Origin of the sequence: Streptomyces sp. NPDC004667 (genome assembly GCF_040609475.1) — a bacterium.
Taxonomy (GTDB): domain Bacteria; phylum Actinomycetota; class Actinomycetes; order Streptomycetales; family Streptomycetaceae; genus Streptomyces.
On sequence record NZ_JBEXKC010000035.1, the window covers coordinates 21414 to 37106 of the forward strand.

At 71.7% G+C, this 15693-nt stretch carries 18 protein-coding genes; 13 read left to right on the forward strand and 5 right to left on the reverse strand.

Annotated features, from left to right (window positions below; genetic code table 11):
- Window positions 1–241: 241 nt before the first annotated feature.
- Window positions 242–1060: a helix-turn-helix domain-containing protein gene (locus tag ABZW32_RS20420; RefSeq protein ID WP_356217761.1), complete on the forward strand. Its 819-nt coding sequence runs from the start codon at window positions 242–244 to the stop codon at window positions 1058–1060.
- A 315-nt stretch (window positions 1061–1375) separates the two neighbouring features.
- On the opposite strand, the gene ABZW32_RS20425 is transcribed toward ABZW32_RS20420, so the two are convergent.
- Together ABZW32_RS20425 and ABZW32_RS20430 are read right to left on the reverse strand one after the other, a co-directional pair.
- Window positions 1376–2320, reverse strand: coding sequence for an NAD(P)-dependent oxidoreductase (locus ABZW32_RS20425; RefSeq protein WP_356217763.1), 945 nt, complete (start codon window positions 2318–2320; stop codon window positions 1376–1378).
- Window positions 2321–2378: 58 nt separating this feature from the next.
- On the reverse strand, window positions 2379–3323 hold the full coding sequence (locus ABZW32_RS20430; protein ID WP_356217765.1) for a chlorophyllase: 945 nt from the start codon (window positions 3321–3323) through the stop codon (window positions 2379–2381).
- A gap of 251 nt (window positions 3324–3574) precedes the next feature.
- Here ABZW32_RS20430 and ABZW32_RS20435 point away from each other — a divergent pair, with 251 nt between their 5' ends.
- The 4 genes from ABZW32_RS20435 to ABZW32_RS20450 all read left to right on the forward strand — a co-directional run bounded on the left by ABZW32_RS20435 (window position 3575) and on the right by ABZW32_RS20450 (window position 6972).
- Window positions 3575–4165: a TetR/AcrR family transcriptional regulator gene (locus tag ABZW32_RS20435; RefSeq protein ID WP_356217766.1), complete on the forward strand. Its 591-nt coding sequence runs from the start codon at window positions 3575–3577 to the stop codon at window positions 4163–4165.
- A gap of 780 nt (window positions 4166–4945) precedes the next feature.
- Window positions 4946–5371: a nuclear transport factor 2 family protein gene (locus ABZW32_RS20440; protein ID WP_356217767.1), complete on the forward strand. Its 426-nt coding sequence runs from the start codon at window positions 4946–4948 to the stop codon at window positions 5369–5371.
- Complete coding sequence (locus tag ABZW32_RS20445) at window positions 5368–6261, forward strand: NAD(P)H-binding protein (protein ID WP_356217768.1); 894 nt, start codon at window positions 5368–5370, stop codon at window positions 6259–6261. Before ABZW32_RS20440 ends, ABZW32_RS20445 begins: the two co-directional genes overlap by 4 nt.
- Window positions 6262–6393: 132 nt before the next feature.
- A complete protein-coding gene (locus tag ABZW32_RS20450) occupies window positions 6394–6972 on the forward strand; it encodes a TetR/AcrR family transcriptional regulator (RefSeq protein ID WP_356217769.1) in 579 nt (192 codons plus the stop codon).
- A 19-nt stretch (window positions 6973–6991) separates the two neighbouring features.
- Here ABZW32_RS20450 and ABZW32_RS20455 read toward each other — a convergent pair whose 3' ends face one another.
- Both ABZW32_RS20455 and ABZW32_RS20460 read right to left on the reverse strand, forming a co-directional pair.
- Complete coding sequence (locus tag ABZW32_RS20455; protein ID WP_356217771.1) at window positions 6992–7435, reverse strand: SRPBCC family protein; 444 nt, start codon at window positions 7433–7435, stop codon at window positions 6992–6994.
- 134 nt (window positions 7436–7569) lie between these two features.
- Window positions 7570–7929 (reverse strand): metalloregulator ArsR/SmtB family transcription factor, encoded by a 360-nt coding sequence (locus ABZW32_RS20460; protein ID WP_356217773.1) that lies wholly within the window; start codon window positions 7927–7929, stop codon window positions 7570–7572.
- Window positions 7930–8076: 147 nt separating this feature from the next.
- Between ABZW32_RS20460 and ABZW32_RS20465 the strand changes: the two genes are divergently transcribed.
- The 6 genes from ABZW32_RS20465 to ABZW32_RS20490 all read left to right on the forward strand — a co-directional run bounded on the left by ABZW32_RS20465 (window position 8077) and on the right by ABZW32_RS20490 (window position 13067).
- Complete coding sequence (locus ABZW32_RS20465) at window positions 8077–9429, forward strand: MFS transporter (RefSeq protein WP_356217775.1); 1353 nt, start codon at window positions 8077–8079, stop codon at window positions 9427–9429.
- A gap of 342 nt (window positions 9430–9771) precedes the next feature.
- A complete protein-coding gene (locus ABZW32_RS20470; protein ID WP_356217777.1) occupies window positions 9772–10635 on the forward strand; it encodes a DUF3592 domain-containing protein in 864 nt (287 codons plus the stop codon).
- 205 nt (window positions 10636–10840) lie between these two features.
- The gene (locus ABZW32_RS20475) at window positions 10841–11464 is read left to right on the forward strand and encodes a TetR family transcriptional regulator (RefSeq protein ID WP_356217779.1); all 624 of its coding nucleotides are present in this window, start codon (window positions 10841–10843) and stop codon (window positions 11462–11464) included.
- A gap of 135 nt (window positions 11465–11599) precedes the next feature.
- Window positions 11600–12067, forward strand: a complete 468-nt coding sequence (locus tag ABZW32_RS20480) for a nuclear transport factor 2 family protein (RefSeq protein ID WP_356217781.1) — start codon at window positions 11600–11602, stop codon at window positions 12065–12067.
- 62 nt (window positions 12068–12129) lie between these two features.
- On the forward strand, window positions 12130–12696 hold the full coding sequence (locus tag ABZW32_RS20485; RefSeq protein ID WP_356217783.1) for an NAD(P)H-dependent oxidoreductase: 567 nt from the start codon (window positions 12130–12132) through the stop codon (window positions 12694–12696).
- Window positions 12693–13067, forward strand: a complete 375-nt coding sequence (locus tag ABZW32_RS20490; protein ID WP_356217785.1) for a nuclear transport factor 2 family protein — start codon at window positions 12693–12695, stop codon at window positions 13065–13067. Before ABZW32_RS20485 ends, ABZW32_RS20490 begins: the two co-directional genes overlap by 4 nt.
- Window positions 13068–13191: 124 nt before the next feature.
- On the opposite strand, the gene ABZW32_RS20495 is transcribed toward ABZW32_RS20490, so the two are convergent.
- A complete protein-coding gene (locus ABZW32_RS20495; protein ID WP_356217787.1) occupies window positions 13192–13800 on the reverse strand; it encodes a TetR/AcrR family transcriptional regulator in 609 nt (202 codons plus the stop codon).
- Between the two features lie 282 nt (window positions 13801–14082).
- Between ABZW32_RS20495 and ABZW32_RS20500 the strand changes: the two genes are divergently transcribed.
- Window positions 14083–14979, forward strand: coding sequence for an MBL fold metallo-hydrolase (locus ABZW32_RS20500; protein WP_356217789.1), 897 nt, complete (start codon window positions 14083–14085; stop codon window positions 14977–14979).
- Window positions 14980–14989: 10 nt separating this feature from the next.
- Window positions 14990–15658, forward strand: coding sequence for a prolyl oligopeptidase family serine peptidase (locus ABZW32_RS20505; RefSeq protein ID WP_356217791.1), 669 nt, complete (start codon window positions 14990–14992; stop codon window positions 15656–15658).
- The last annotated feature ends 35 nt before the right edge of the window (window positions 15659–15693 follow it).

Below are 15693 nucleotides of genomic sequence, written 5' to 3' on the forward strand. Positions count from 1 at the left end.
GGGGGACCCCTCTATATCTGGCAGGTCCATGACATATCCCATGACATTCGTGCGCACGTCAGGGCATGCCTGAGCGGAGGGTCGACGCGGGATGCGAGTGGCACGTGTTCAACGGTGCGGACTGTCACCACGTGCAGTGGTGGCCAACGCCGAAGGTATTGAAGCGCCGGGCCAAGGGACTACCCGGCGAATGCAAAGGCTTGCTTTCGGTCAGTGATGTTCGCGTATACCGTGTCCTGCCATGGAGTTGGACGACGGCGCGGTCAACGACCTGGTGTCCCTGGGACTCTCCCGGTACGAGGCCCGGGTGTATCTCGCTCTGGTCAGGCGGGAGTCGTACACCGCCGCCGAGGCGGCCCGCGCCGCGGACGTCCCCCGCCAGCGCGTCTACGACGTACTCGACGCCCTCGTCCGGCGGCGCCTGGCCGTCCTGCGCCCCGGCCGGGTCGCGACCTTCTCCGCGGTGGCCCCCGAACCGGCGCTGGCCCGGCTGATGGCCCTCCAGCGGGAGTCCCTGGAACGGCTGGACGAGGTGTCGGCCGCGCTCGCCACGGCGCTGCTCCCGGTCTGGGCCGACGGGCGGACGCACACCGATCCGCTCGACTACATCGAGGTGCTGCGCGACCCCCGGGCGATAGCCGAGCGGTTCGACAGCATCCAGGAGCAGGCCTCCCGGGAGCTCCTCAGCTTCTGCAAGCCGCCGTTCGTCGCTCCCGCGGCCAACAACGAGGGCATCAAGGCCGTCCGCCGGCTGCGTCAGGCCGGGGGCACGGCCCGCGCGATCTACACCCACGACGCCCTCGACGACGCGGAAGTGCTGGAGAACGTACGCCGGTTCGCCGAGGCGGGCGAGGAGTCCCGCTTCGCCCCGGGCCTCCCGCTCAAGCTCGTCGTCGCCGATGCCTCGCTGGTGCTGTGCGACATGCCCGATCCGGTGGCCGGAACCCGGGCCACCACCGCCCTGTACATCGAACACCCCGCGCTGGCAGCCTGCTTGAGGCTGGCCTTCCTCGCGGTCTGGGACCAGGCCCGGAGCGCACCCGGGACGGACGGCGGCTGACCGCGCGCCCAGCGCCGCGCACGACTCCGGCCGGCGGGCCGGCTCTGCCGGAACCGGGAGCCTCCGGTCCGCTCGGCCCCGCAGGCGCGCGAGCACGGCGAGCACGGCGAGCACCCGGCGATGGCCGCCGCCGGCCGGGGGCAGGTCGAGCTCGGCGTCGTCCAGCCGGCCTGACGGCAGCGTGCTCAACGGAGCAGGCGGTCCAGCATTGCCTTCGACTCGGGCGGGCACTCTTCGCGGGGAACACCGCATGGGGATCGAACCCGTGCCCCCTCGGCCCTCACGGTGTCAGGGGCCGTCAGGAACCGATCGGTCTCAGTTGTCGTTTCCCGCGCGCAGCCAGGCGACGTAGTCGGCGGCGGCTCGGTCGGTGTCGTACTCGGGTCGGTAGCCGGTGTCTTCCGTGAGGCGGCTGATGTCGAGTACCAGGTGTGGTGCCCCGCCTCCGGCGGAGAGGTCGACTTGGGCGTCGGGGACCACCTTCCTGATGGCCCGGCCGATCTGGGCGTTGGTGGTGGCGCGGCCGGATCCGACGTTGTAGGTGCGGTGGTTCAGAGTGTCAGCGAGTTGGAGGAGGGCGATCGCCCGTCCGGTGTCCTTGACGTAGGTGAGGTCGAGCCCGTCGTCGGCGAAGGCCGGGTGGGCGAGATGGGTCAGGTCCGGTGCGGTGCCGCGGGCGGCGGCGTGGACCAGGGCGGGCGCGGCGAAGAAGGGGTCCGGGTGGCCGAGGGGCCCCCAGGTGCCGGAGATGCGGTAGTTGACGATGTCGAGGCCGGTGGTGTCGGCGAGGAAGCCGCCGAGCATTTCTCCGACCTTCTTGAAGGTCGGGATCGAGACGGCCGCGGTCATCGACAGGGGGGCGTCCTCGCGCAGCGGTCCGTCGTTCGCTGCGCCGAAGTAGACGCCGATCGTGCTGGCGATGCCGAGGCGCCGCACGTCCCACTCCTGTGCGGCCTCGGCGATGTTCAGCAGTCCGCCGAGCGCCTGCCGCGTCGCCTCGACGGGCGCGTCGGGGACGGGCGGCCAGGGGTAGGAACCGGCCAGATGGACGATGCCGGTGATGTCGTGGCGGCGGCCGACGGCGAGGAGGGCTTCGCGGTCGGTGACGTCCGCCTGCTCGACCCGCACCCGTTCTCCGGCGAGTACGGGCGGCAGCCGGTGGGCGCGGCGCTGGAGCACGACGCAGTCTTCACCCAGGTCGAGCAGGGCGCGCACGGTGTGGGATCCGATGAAGCCGAGGCCTCCGGTGACGAGGATCATCAGGTGTCCTTATGCGTATCGGTGACGAACGACGGCGGTGGGGCGGTGGGGCGGCCGGTCACTTGCTCCGCAGCTCCCCCAGTGCCGCGCGGTCTTCCTCCAGGGCGGTGGCTGCCGCCTTCCAGCCGGCGTCGTCGCCCAGCAGGGCCTTGCGCAGGAAGGCCGTGGTGAGGTGCTGGATCAGGGCGACGCGCGCCGGGTTCTCGTCGGTGGTCTCGGCGACCTCGTGGCCGACGATGCCGCCGAGCGAGTGTTCCGCGCCGAACAGGGTGAGGAGGCTCTTGTCGCCGGGGCTGTGGGTGTAGGGGTCGGTGAACCAGTCCGGTCCGCGGGTGGACAGGTGGGACTGGTCGTGGTCGCCGGCGACGATGAGCGCCGGGGTGGTCATGGTGTCGAACGACGGCTTCATGAACGGGAAGTGCTCGGCGGCGAACGGGGTCAGATCGTCGCCCAGGCCGGTCAGCGCCATGAGCACCCCCGCCTTGACGCGGGGGTCGGACATGTCCTCGCCGGGCGTTCCGTCGGCGTCGAGGACGCGGGCACCCAGCAACGTGCTGACGGTCTGGGCCCCCCAGGAGTGGCCCGCGACGGCGACGCGGCTCGGGTCGACCCGCCCGGCGAGACCGGGGACGGCCGCCTCCAGGACGTCGATTCCATCCAGTACGCGCGTGACGTCCTCGATGCGATGGCGCCAGATCTGCGGGGTACGGGGATCCTCGGCGGGAATGCCGAGGATCCGGGAGTCCAGGTGGGTCGGCTGGACGACCACGAAGCCGTGCGCAGCCCAGTGGTCGGCCAGCGGGGCGTAGCCGTCCATCGACCAGCCGTATCCGTGCGAGAAGACCACGACGGGCAGATCGTCGCCGGCCACGGGCGCGGACACCCGTACGTGGAGGTCCTCTCCCCGGCCACCCGGGGTGGGCAGGACGACCGGCTTCACGGACACCACTGCGGCGGTCGCATCCGCGGGATTCGGCGAGATCAGGGCGTTCGAGTAGGACATGGAAGTGCCTTTCGATCGGGGTCTTCGACTGTCGGTGAGCCGGCGGCAGGAAGCAGGCGGCGCCGTGGGACCCGCCGTGGCGGGAGCCGGCGGTACTCGGGCGTTCTTGCGACCCCCCGGCGGAGCGCGGACACCACGAGTTGGCCACCGTCCCCTCGGTCTGACATCATCAAAGGAAACGGAACCTTGTTCCACTTACGATACGGAACGCCGTTCCGGTTTGCAAGACCGTCACGAGAAGGAGTGCCGCGGTGAACGAGAGCAGTCCGCGCCAGGGAAGTTCGGCCGCCTCCAAACGCAAGGACGCCCGCCGCAATCAGCAGACGCTGCTGGACGCCGCCGCCGCGGTCTTCGTCACTTCGGGCGTCGACGCGCCGGTACGCGAGATCGCCGCCAAGGCCGGGGTCGGACTCGGCACGTTCTACCGGCACTTCCCCAACCGGGCGGACCTCGTCATCGCCGTCTACCGCCACCAGGTCGACACCTGCGCCGAAGCCGGACCGGCCCTGCTGGCGGCCGGCCCGACGCCCTTCGCCGCTCTCGAAGGCTGGGTCGACGTCTTCGTCGACTTCCTGGTCACCAAACACGGCCTGGCCGCGGCGATGCAGGCCGACACCACCGGCTTCGAGACGCTGCACGCCTACTTCCTCGAACGCCTGCTGCCGGTGTGCGCCCAGCTCCTCGAAGCCTCGGCCGACGCCGGCGAGATCCGCCCCGACCTCGACGCCTACCACCTCATGCGCGGCATCGGAAACCTCTGCATCGGCACCGACACCGACCCGCGCTACGACGCACGCCGACTGATCGCGCTCCTCCTCACAGGACTGCGCCAACCGCGCTGAGCCGGGCGCCCGGGGGGAGCCGGAACGAGACCCCGGCACGCCGGAGGCCGTAGGACCTCCCCGCCGGACCGGCCACGAACTCCGCGCGGGTCAGGACGCACTCCCCGCACCCCCGGCCGCGACGGCCCGGACCTGCGCCCGGAGAGCGCGGCCGGATCGAGGCCGTGCCCGTCGCCCCCGGTGGCCGCGCGCCCGGATTCCACGGGCGTCCCGGCGGCGACACGAACGGCCGAAGCCGGGGTCGCGGCCTTCAACGTCGCGTCCGGACGCCGGCTCGGCGAGCCCGACCATCCGGATCTCCCGCACCTCGTCCGGGACTCGCCCACGCAGCTCAAGGCCGTGGCCGCGGGCGCGTGGCCACCGGCACGGGGGGCGGTCCGGCGCACGTTCCCGCGGAGTCCGCCCACACGTCGACCCCGCGCGGCAGCCCCCACACCCAGCCGCCCCCGTCGAGCCCGAGTGCCCACGGGGGCGTCGGCGTACGCCCTCACCCTCCGCCATGCCGCCGACCGGTATCCGACCCTCGCGGCGCGACCGCTCCCGATATCGCGATACCCGCCGGGGGCCTGCGAGCCCGCCCCGCCTCGGCAGGTCCAGCCGGGCGCACGCGGGCGGGGCGATGGCCGTAGCGCCCTGCCGAGGCTTGCGAAGCGGACCGATGGTCCGTATTCTCGTATCCATACGGACCGACGGTCCGTTTACATCCGGGCGCCCGCGCCGAGCGGGCGTACCCGGCGGCCCGGGATCGTCACGTCCCCGAGCGGAACGGAAGCACTCATCATGACAACGCCCATGACACCCGCGGAGCTGTACCGCCACGGCCTGCACCTGCTGGTGAAGAAGGACATCCCCGGCTGGGTGGAGCTGTGGCACGAGGACGGCGTCCTGGAGTTCCCCTTCGCACCCGAGGGCTGGCCCGCGCGACTGGAGGGCAAGGCGGCGGTCGGCGCGTACATGCGCCACTACCCCGACCACGTCGACCTGCACGACTTCCCCGAGGTGACGATCCATCAGGTCATCGACCCCGAAACGATCGTGGTGGAGATGCGCGGGGTCGGCCGCCTGGTGGAGACCGATACCCCCTACGACATGCGTTACATCGCGGTGGTCACCGTCAAGGACGAGCTCATCACTTCCTACCGCGACTACTGGAACCCCCTCGCCGCGTCCCAGCCCGGCGCCGACTTCGTAGGAGCAGACCGATGAACGCCGCGAACGCCACCCTGGTCATCGGGGCCACCGGCACCACCGGCCGCCGTGTCACCGCCGGTCTGATCGCCGCGGGGCACCACGCCAAGGCCGCCGGCCGGACCGCCACCCCGGTGACGGGCGCCGAGGCCGTCCGCTTCGACTGGAACGAGCCCGCGACCTGGGACGCGGCCCTGGAGGGCGTCGACCGCACCTACCTCGTCCCGCCCATCGGCTCCTCGGACCCGGCCTCGGTCATGCTGCCCTTCCTCCGCCGGGCCCGCGCTTCAGGCGTGCGCCGCGCGGTGTTGCTCAGTTCCTCGGCGATCCCCGCGGGCGGTCCGGCCGTGGGCCAGGTCCACCAGGCCCTGCCCGGCCTGTTCGAGCAGTGGGCGGTGTTGCGGCCCTCCTGGTTCATGCAGAACTTCGCCGCCTCCACCCCCCACGCGCGCAGCATCCGCGACGAGGGCGCCATCATGTCGGCCTCGGGAGAGGGCCGCGTCGGGTTCATCGACGCCGAGGACATCGCCGCCGTCGCCGTACGCGCTCTGACCGACACCCGGGCCCCCGACACCGACCTCGTCCTGACCGGACCGCAGACCCTCAGCTACGGCGAGGTCGCGGCGATCATCGGCGAGGCCACCGGGCGGCCCGTGGTGCACCGGCAGCTGACCTTCGAGCAGTTGCGCGACCGCTGGGCGGCCGAGATCCCGATGGAGTTCGCCACCATGCTGGCCGACATGGACCGCGCCATCGCCGAAGGAGCCGAAGACCGCACCACGGACACCGTCGAGCGCCTCACGGGCCGCCCGCCGGGCACCTTCCGCGCCTTCGTCGAACGGGAGGTGTCGTTCGACCGGCTCGGCGACACGGCCGGTCCCGCGGCACTCCGACCCGCCGCACGCTGACCCGCCGCACGTCGCGCAGACCGCACGGCTCCGCCCCGGCCCGAGGCGCGGCAGGCGGGAACCGCCGCCCGGGTGAGCCGCACCGCATATCATTCCCCCGGGCCGGGACAGGCCGAAGACCGAGGAGGACCCGTGGCCCAGCGAACCGAACGCGCGGACGCCGTGCGCAACCGGGAGGCGGTCCTGGCCGCCGCCGACGCCCTGTTCGCCGCCAGCAGCAGTCCCCAGAACGTGTCGATGGACGACATCGCCGCGGCCGCCGGCGTGGGCAAGGGCACCCTCTTCCGCCGCTTCGGCGACCGCGCCGGCCTGATCGGTGCCGTGATCGCCTCCCGTCTCGAACCCCTCCGGCAAGCCGTACAGGAGGCACAGGACACCGCCGCACCCTCGCCGCGGCAGCGGGTGCTGGACCTCCTCGACGCCTCGCTGCGCTTCAAGATCGAGAACCGGAACCTGATGACGGCCGCGGAGGAAGCCGGGCTCGGCAGCCCCTACCAGGCCGAGCACTACGGCTGGTGGCACGAAATCCTCCGCTCGGCGCTGGAACAGGTGCCCGGAGTCAGGGCCCCGGACTTCACCGCCCACGCCCTGCTGGCCGCCATCAGGGCCGACCTCGTCGTGTATCTCGTCGACGATCGGAAGATGACGGCCGAAGACCTGCGGTCCGCACTCGCGGCCCACGTCGGCGACGTCCTCGCCAAGGAGGCGTGAGGAGCGGGCCGCCGCCGGGTCAGGACCGCTCGACGGCGGCCTTGATCCGGCGACCGAAGTCGGGAGCGTCCTTGCGAGCCGCGCGAAGCGCCAGGCCGAGCAGGATTCGGCCGAGTCCGTGCCCTTCGAGCACGTTGAAGATGCGGACCCGGGTACGGCCGTCCGGCAGCGGTTCGAGGTCGTAGCCGCCCTCGGCCGTGATGAGGTTCTTGCTCTGCTCGCTCCAGCGGATCGTGCGCGGCGCCACCAGGCCGGTGATGCGGAACTCGCGGGAGGTCTTCATCCCGGCGTCCTTCACGGTGCTGCGGAAGACCGTCCCGACGGCGGTCGGGCCGTCCGGGGTCTTCGTGATCTCCAGGACCCGGGGGCTGAACTCGGGGTCGTTGCGTCCGTCGGCGAGGTAGGCGAAGACCTCCTCCACCGGGCGGTCGACCTCGACGCTGGCCTCGAACTCTCCCGACATTGCGGCTCCTCGCTGTACGCCCGGCCTGCGCTTCACGGCCAGGATCCCAGAGAGTCCCGGCTGTCGCCTCTGGTGTGCTGGACGAGCACGGAGCCGTTCGCGGCCCAGTGGCCGTGGCAGGACGGCGGGCCGGGTCAGTCGTGCGGCGCCTCGCCGGTGATCCGGTGGTCGGCGTGGCTGAGCGCCTCCACCACGAGCCGCCGCAGGTGTCCGTCACCCAGTCGGTAGAACACGTGCCGCCCCTCCCGGCGGGTCTCCACCAGGCCGGCGAGCCGGAGCTTGGCCAGGTGCTGGCTGACGGCGGTGCGGGAGGCGGAGCACTGGTCGGCGAGCGAGCCCACGTCCGACTCCTCCTGGGCGAGGAGCCAGATCAGGTGCAGCCGCGTGGCGTCGGAGAGGAGCGCGAAGACCGCGGCGGCCTCGGCCAGGCGCGCATCGTCGGGCGCGCGCAGATGCGCGGTGGTCGCAGTTGGGAGTGACTCGCTCACGGGCATGCGACCAGGGTAGTGCGGGGCCGGCGCGCGCCCGCAGCCACCGGGCGTCAGGCTCCGGGCACAGAGCATCCATCCTTCATGTGCGCAGCTGCGCACATGAAGGTATGGTGGAGGTGTTCGCCCCTCCGCCCCGCGAAGGACGTCGTCATGTTGACCGTGCTGCGCAACCGCACCTACCGGCACCTCTTCACCGCCCAGGTGATCGCCCTGGTCGGCACCGGCCTGGCCACCGTCGCCCTCGGCCTGCTCGCGTACGACCTCGCCGGCGCCAGGGCCGGATCGGTGCTCGGGACGGCACTGGCGATCAAGATGGTCGCGTACGTGGGCATCGCCCCGGTGATCGGCGCGTTCGCGCACCGGATCCCCCGGCGAGCGCTGATGGTGGGCTCCGACCTCACCCGCGCGGCGGTGGCGCTGACCCTGCCGTTCGTCGACCAGGTCTGGCAGGTCTACGTCCTGATCTTCGCCCTGCAGGCCGCCTCCGCCGCTTTCACGCCGACCTTCCAGGCCGTCATCCCCGAGGTGCTGCCCAAGGAGCGTGACTACACGCAGGCGCTGTCGCTGTCCCGGCTCGCCTATGACCTGGAGAGCCTGTTCAGCCCGGCCCTGGCCGCGGCGCTGCTGACCTTCATGAGCTACAACTGGCTGTTCCTCGGCACCGTCGGAGGCTTCCTCGCCTCCGCGGCCCTGGTGGTCTCCGCGGTGCTGCCGAAGGCCGCCCCGGCGCCCGAGCGCAGCGGGGGCGCGTACGCGAAGGCGACGGCCGGGAGCCGTCTGTTCTTCCGGGTGCCGCGTCTGCGCGCCCTGCTGTGCCTGAACCTGGCGGCGGCCTCGGCGAGTGCCCTGGTCACGGTGAACACCGTGGTCTACGTCCGCAACCACCTCGGCCGCCCGGTCGGCGATGTGGCCTTCGCGCTCGGCGCGTACGGGGCCGGGTCGATGCTGGTCGCCCTGCTGCTGCCGAGGATCCTCGACAAGGTGGCCGACCGGACCGTGATGCTGTCGGGCGCCCTGCTGCTGCCCGCGGTGTTCACGGCCGTCGGCCTGATCACCGCCGCCTCGGGCGGTACCTGGCGCTGGCCCGCGCTCCTGGGGACGTGGGCGGCGTTCGGCGCGGCGTGCTCGATGGTCCTGACCCCGACCGGGCGGCTCATCCGCCGTTCGGCGCCGCCCGAGGAGCGCGCGCCCGCCTTCGCCGCCCAGTTCTCCCTCTCCCACGCCGCCTGGCTGATCACCTACCCCCTGGCCGGGTGGGTGGGCGCGCAGGCCGGGCTGCTGTACGCCGTCGTCGTCCTCGGCTCGATCGGGCTGATCGCCACCGTGGGCGCCGTACGCCTGTGGCCCGCGCGGGACTCCCAGGACGCCCCGCACACCCACACCGGCCTGGAGACCGGGCACCCGCACCTGGACGGAGCGCAACGGGTGCCCGGCGGCTGGCGTCACCGCCACGTCGAGGCCTGCGACGAACTCCACCTCGCCGGAGCGAGCGCCACCCGCTGACACCACCTGCGGCCGGGGTCCCCACCCCGCCGGGGAACCCCCGGCCGGGCGCGGGTCATCCGGCCGGCGAGGTCCAGGCCCACCCGGCCGAGGTCCATGGCGCCGCGGGCTCCCGCCCGGCGATCTCCACCACCACCGACAAGGTGTCCGACGAGGGCGTTACCCGCCCGGGTGAAGGAGGTCACGGCTACGCTCGGCATCCACTCGCCGCGGACGGAGGGGGCTGGGCGGTGTCGCGCATCCCGGCGAGCTGAGGTGACGTGGGACCGCGTCCTCCCGGACGGCAACGGTGTGCTCGCGGTGTGGTCGTGGGCCGCCCCCGAGGTGACAGGAGGGAGACGCATGGGCCGGTACGGATATCTGGCGCTGTGGTGCGGGCTGTTCGGCGTGGTCGCGCTGATCGGTTACGGGCGGTCGCTGGCCGGGATGACCCGGGTCCAGAGGATGGTGCGGGCGGTCGGGCGGATCGAGCGGGTGGGGGAACCGCAGCACGGAAGCTCCCCGAGCCTGGGGATACCGGTGGTCGTCTCCTTCCGCGACCCGGCCACCGGACGGGAATTCACCGTGACCAACGACGGTGAGCGGGGCGACAGGATCACCGCGGCCTGGACGGGCCGGGAGATCGGCGTCCACTACCCGCCCGGGAGCCCCCAGGAGTTCCGGTTCACCGGCAGCCCCGGGGAAGGCGGACACGGCCTCGGCTGGCCGAACTTCGCGGTCTTCCTCATCTACGCCGGTGCGGTGGTCGTCGTCGCGGTCGACCGGGGCTGGCCATGGGCGCTGCTCGGCTTCGGCGGGCTGTGGGCCGTCTCCGGCCTGTACCACCTGCCCGGGAACATACGCGAGGTGAACAGTCGTCTCGACACGCTGGACTCCATGGCCACCGTCCCCGGCAGCGTCGTCGCCGTGATCAAGAGCGTCAGCGTCGCCGACGACGACGGCCACGTCTCCACCCGCCTGGTGCCGGTCGTGGCCTTCAGCACCCGCGACGGTACGGCCGTCACCGCCTACTGCGACTCGGGGCTGCCGGACCCCGCCGGCTCGCGGGGCCGGGACGTCACGATCCACTACGCGCCCGACGACCCGGCCGTCTTCAGCCCGGACCCCGCGGCAGAACGCCGTTCCTGCAAGCAGGACATCGTCTACAACATCCTGGGCCTGCTCGCCGTGGTGGCGGCGTCCGTCGTCGGGGCGGTCGCACTGTGAAACGAGGCGTTCGCGTGCCGGGCGCAGGCGCGCGTCGAAGAGCCGACGCATGGGCGGGCGGGCGATCCGTGTGGGAGGAGCCGCTCGGCCGCCACAGTGGCGCAGGTCAACGGCCAACCGTCGTGGACGGTTCCGGCCCGAGGACCGGAAGATCCGGTCAAGCGGCTGCTTGACAATGAAGTCAAGCAACCGCTTGAGTTCTGTTGTGAGGCCGGAGAAGACAGACCTGCGCCGTGAGGCCGGCCAGCGGACGCGTGACGATCTGCTGGCGGCCGCCCTCGAACTGCTCGCACAGCGGGGACAGGAAGGCGTGACCCTCCGCGAGATCACCCAGTCCGCCGGAGCCAACGTCGCCGCGGTGAGTTACCACTTCGGATCGCTGAAGGCCCTGTGCGAGGTGGCGATCGAGCACGCGCTGGAGCGGTACCTGGACGCACAGATCCGGGAACTCGACGCCCTGGACGGCGCCGCCACGCTGACCGGGCTGGCAGAGGCGTTCGCGCGGCCGATGATGGACTCACTCGCGGCCGGGGGGCGGGACCTGGCCGTGATACGGACCGTCGCCCGGGTCGGGATCGACCCTCCCGAAGGGTGGGAGAGGCTGGCCGGGAAGTTCGAGCGGGCCCGGCGGACGGCGGTGCGGGTCCTGGCGGCGAACCTTCCCGAAATCGACGAGCGGGAGCTCGACTTCCGGGTCCGCTGTGCGGCCGGGATGCTGAACTGGCTCGCACTGGCACCCATCGGGGCCGAGCTGGCCGCGGAGCCCGCCGACCGGGTGGAGCGCATGCTCCTTCCCGTGCTGGCCGGCGCCCTCCGAGGAGCCCGTTAATCGTCTGACGTGGGCGAATACGTCGCGCCGACACTGCACGGCAGTGAATTCAATCACTTGCTTGACAAGGTGGCCACGACCTGTCCACACTTTCAATCAAAGGTTTGAATGGATTCTCTCGTACGGGAGGGCACCATGAGCACCGAAGCGGAGACCGTGGTCCGAGCGGCGTACCGAGCGGCCGAGGGCAGCGTCCTGGACATCCAGGGCTTCGTGGACCTGTTCGCCGAGGACGGCGTCTTCAACAACGTCGTCGCCGGTGAGAGCTACCGCGGCGAGCACCTGGGCGACCTCGTCGCCTTCATGGGGGCACTCGCCCCCGACGTTCACCGCGAACTGCACCGCTTCCACGTCATCGGCCACGTCGTCGCCGTCGAGCTGACGATCCGGGGCACCGTCACCGGCCCCTTCCAGACGCCTGCCGGCACCATCCGGCCCGCCGGCGCCACGCTCGACATCCCCACCGCCGACTTCTGGTACGTCGAGAACGGCAAGATCAAGGAGTTCAACTGCTACGTCGGCCTGAGCGTCATGCTCGCCCAGCTCGGTGTACGGCCCGACTTCGCCTCCGCCGTCAGCGCGTCGGCCGCCGTCCCGAGCTGACCGAACCGCACGAACCGCTCCGGGCGGCACGCTCGCAAGGAACCACGAAGAGGCAGGCCCTCATGTCCGCCATCGGCATCATCCTCGGCAGTACCCGGACCAACCGGGTGGGCGACCAGGTGGCCCGTTGGGTCCACGACCACGCCTCGCGCCGCACCGACGCCGCCTTCGACCTGCTCGACCTGCGCGAGCACCCCCTCCCCCACCTCGACGAGCCGCTGCCGCCCTCCCTCGGGCGGTACCAGCACGAGCACACCAGGCGCTGGGCCGCGACCATCGCCGCGTACGACGGCTTCGTGATCGTCACCCCCGAGTACAACCACGGCATCCCCGGCGTCCTGAAGAACGCCCTGGACCACCTCTACGCCGAATGGAACAACAAGGCCCTCGGCCTGGTCTCCTACGGCGCCGCGGGCGGCGTGCGCTCCGCCGAACAACTGCGCCTGGTCGCCGCCGAACTCCAGATGGCCGACGTACGGCAACAGGTCGCGCTCTCCCTGCACACCGACTTCGAGGACTTCACCGTCTTCAAGCCCGGCGACCACCACCTGCGCTCGCTGGACACCATGCTCGACCAGGTCATCGCCTGGACCTCGGCCCTCGCCCCGCTACGAACGGACCCGCCATGACCAGATCACCCGCCGATCTGATGCGGATCAACCTGCTCGAGGTCTTCAACGAACCCGACCCCGGCCGCCGGGCCGCGGTCATCTCCGAGCACTACGCCGAAGACGTGGTGTGGCACGAACCGGACCGCATCAACCACGGGCGCGCCGAATTCGTCCACCGCGCAGCGGAGTTGCTCGCCGAGAAGCCGGACTGGGTCTTCCGACCCGCGGGCCCCGCGTCGGAACTCGACGACATCGGCCACCTCGGCTTCCGGTGGGGCCCCGCCGACGGCCGACGGCCGGCGGTCAGCGGCATGGACATCGCCCGCACCCGGCAGGGCCTCGTCATCGAGCTCTACACGATCATCACGGAGTTCCGCCAGACGTCTTAGAGGTCCGAGCACGGGCAGGAGGCACGCTCTGCGGCACCAGCCCGTGAGGGTCGCCGCGGACTCCGGGTTCGATACCGAGCCGGAGGCCGAGGTCTTCCGGCCGTAGCAGCCCTCGTCGCGACGTTCATCCTTCGGGCGCGGTATCCAGGGCAACGCCCAGCAGCGTCTCGGCGGCCCGCCGGGCGTCCGTGAACGCCTGCGCGTCGTTGCAGGAGGCCGCCAGCGCGTTGGCGCCTTCGAAGAGCACCGCGAGTTGCCCGCCGAGGGCTTCCGGGTCGGCCGCTCCGGCTTCCGCGGCCGTGGCCACGAGGCGGTCTCGGAAGGCCCGCTTGTGCCGCTGCGCGAGGCGGGCCACCTCGGGGAGCTCGCCGGCGCCCTCGACGACGGCGTTGTGGAAGGGGCATCCGCGGATCAGCGCCGGGTCCCCGCCAACGGGGGCGAAGATCGCCAACAGCCGCTGGGCCGGGGGCAGATCGCCACGCTCCAGCTCCGCTTCGGCCGCGATCGACTTCTCCGACTCGAACCGGCGCAGGTACTCCTCCACCAGCGCGTTCTTGGTCGGAAAATGCACGTAGAAGGTGCGGGGCGAAACCTGCGCGGCCTCGATCAGCGCCGCCACGCCCGTGGCGTGGATGCCGCGGGCGTAGAAGAGATCTTCCGCTGCCCGCAGGATGCGCTCACGCGCGCCGCGCCCGCCGCGAGCGGTTCCGTTCGTCGATACCGTTGCCCCCATACCCTCAAGTATAGCGAACGCTTTACTTCCACTCCCGGGGGGCGTAATCTCGGCATCAGGTAAAGCGATCGCTATACCTTGACGGAGTCAAGCGGGGAGATCCCCATGACACGGTCATACGCCCATGCCCGGCTCGACGCCGCTCCGCGGCAGCCGGATCGACCAGCGGACCGAAGACTCCGGCGGCCGATCCACGGCACCGACCACAGCCCGAGCCCGGCCACCGGCCCGCTCAACGCCGACGCCGACGCCGACGCCGACGCAGCAGAAGGGTCAACACTCATGAACACGCAGTCTCTCGGCTATTCCGTCTACGTATCCGACCCGATGCCGATCAGCGTCACCGAACCCCTGCCGAACGGCGAGCGGCGCACCTTCCAGCCGATCTCGACCACCCTCGTCCACGGCGAGCGGGACGCCGTCCTCGTCGACCCGCCGTTCACCGCGGGCCAGATCGAGGAGGTCGCCGCATGGGTGGCCGCGAGCGGGAAGAACATCATCGCGATCATCGCCACCCACGGCCACGGCGACCACTGGTTCGGCGACGAGGAGTTCGCCCAGCGGTTCGACGCGCCCGTCGTGGCCACCGCCGGCACCATCGCCGTCATGCACGGCAACGTGGAAGCGAGGCCCTTCGCCTGGGACAAGCTCTGGCCCGGCCAGATCCCCGACACCGCGGTCACCGCCGTCACCGTCCCCGGCAACACCCTCACCCTCGAAGGGCACGACCTGCACCTCGTCGAGGTCGGCCACACCGACACCGAGCAGACCAGCGTCGTCCACGTCCCGGACCTCGGCCTCGTGATCGCCGGTGACGCGCTCTACAACGGCGCCCACATGTACATCGGCGAGTCGGCCGAAGGCGGCCTGGATGCCTGGCGGGGCGCCATCAGCACGGTCGAGGCCCTCGCGCCCCGCACCATCGTCGCCGGGCACAAGAACAAGGACCTGGACGACGACGCCATCCGCGTCATCGCCGAGACCCGCCGGTACCTCGACGATGCCGAAGCTGCTCTGAAGGAGTGCTCCTCCGCGACGGAGTTCTTCCACACGATGATCGACCGCCACCCGGGCCTCCCCTACGGCAAGACCCTCCTGTGGGTCGGCGCGAGGAGGATCTACGCCCTGCGCGAGCCGGGGGCCGACCCGGTCGCCGCCGCCGTGGGCGCCTGGTTCTAGGAGCGCTCACGTGCACACCCCGACGACCCATCTCATCGTCCTGCCGGGCGGTGGCTACGCCGTGCACGCCCCGCACGAGGCGGAGCCGATCGTTGCCTGGCTCTCCGCGCTGGGGCTGTCCGCGAGCGTCTTCCGCTACCCCCTGCACGTTCGGCATCCCCAACCCCTCCTGGCCCTGCGGGCCGAGATCCGCCGCAGGCGCGAACGGGGAGCGGACCGCATCGGCGTGGTCGGCTTCTCCGCCGGCGGGCATCTCGCGGGCCTCGCCGCACTCACACCCGCCGACGATCCGCGTGAGTCCGTCCAGTTCGCCGTCCTCGGCTACGCGATCACCTCGATGGAGACCGAGACCTACCGGCCCGCGCGGCTGATCCTGCTCGGCGAAGACGCCCCACCGCACCGGCGCCGCGAAACCTCCCTCGACTCACTGGTGGCCAGGGAGGCTCCGCCCTTCTTCCTCTGGCACACCGCCGAGGACGCCTACGTCCCACCGGAGCACACCTACCGCCTGGCATCGGCGCTGGCCGCGCACGAAGTGCCGCACACCGTGCACGTCTTCCCCCACGGCCCCCACAGCCTCGGCCTGGCCGAGGGTGCCGGCCAAGCCGCCGCGTGGACGAGGTTCGCGGAACCATGGATCGCCGAACAGGTCCGCGCACCACGGCCGGGAACCTCCTGACCGGATCCCGTCAGGGAGTCCCGTTTCACCCCTGG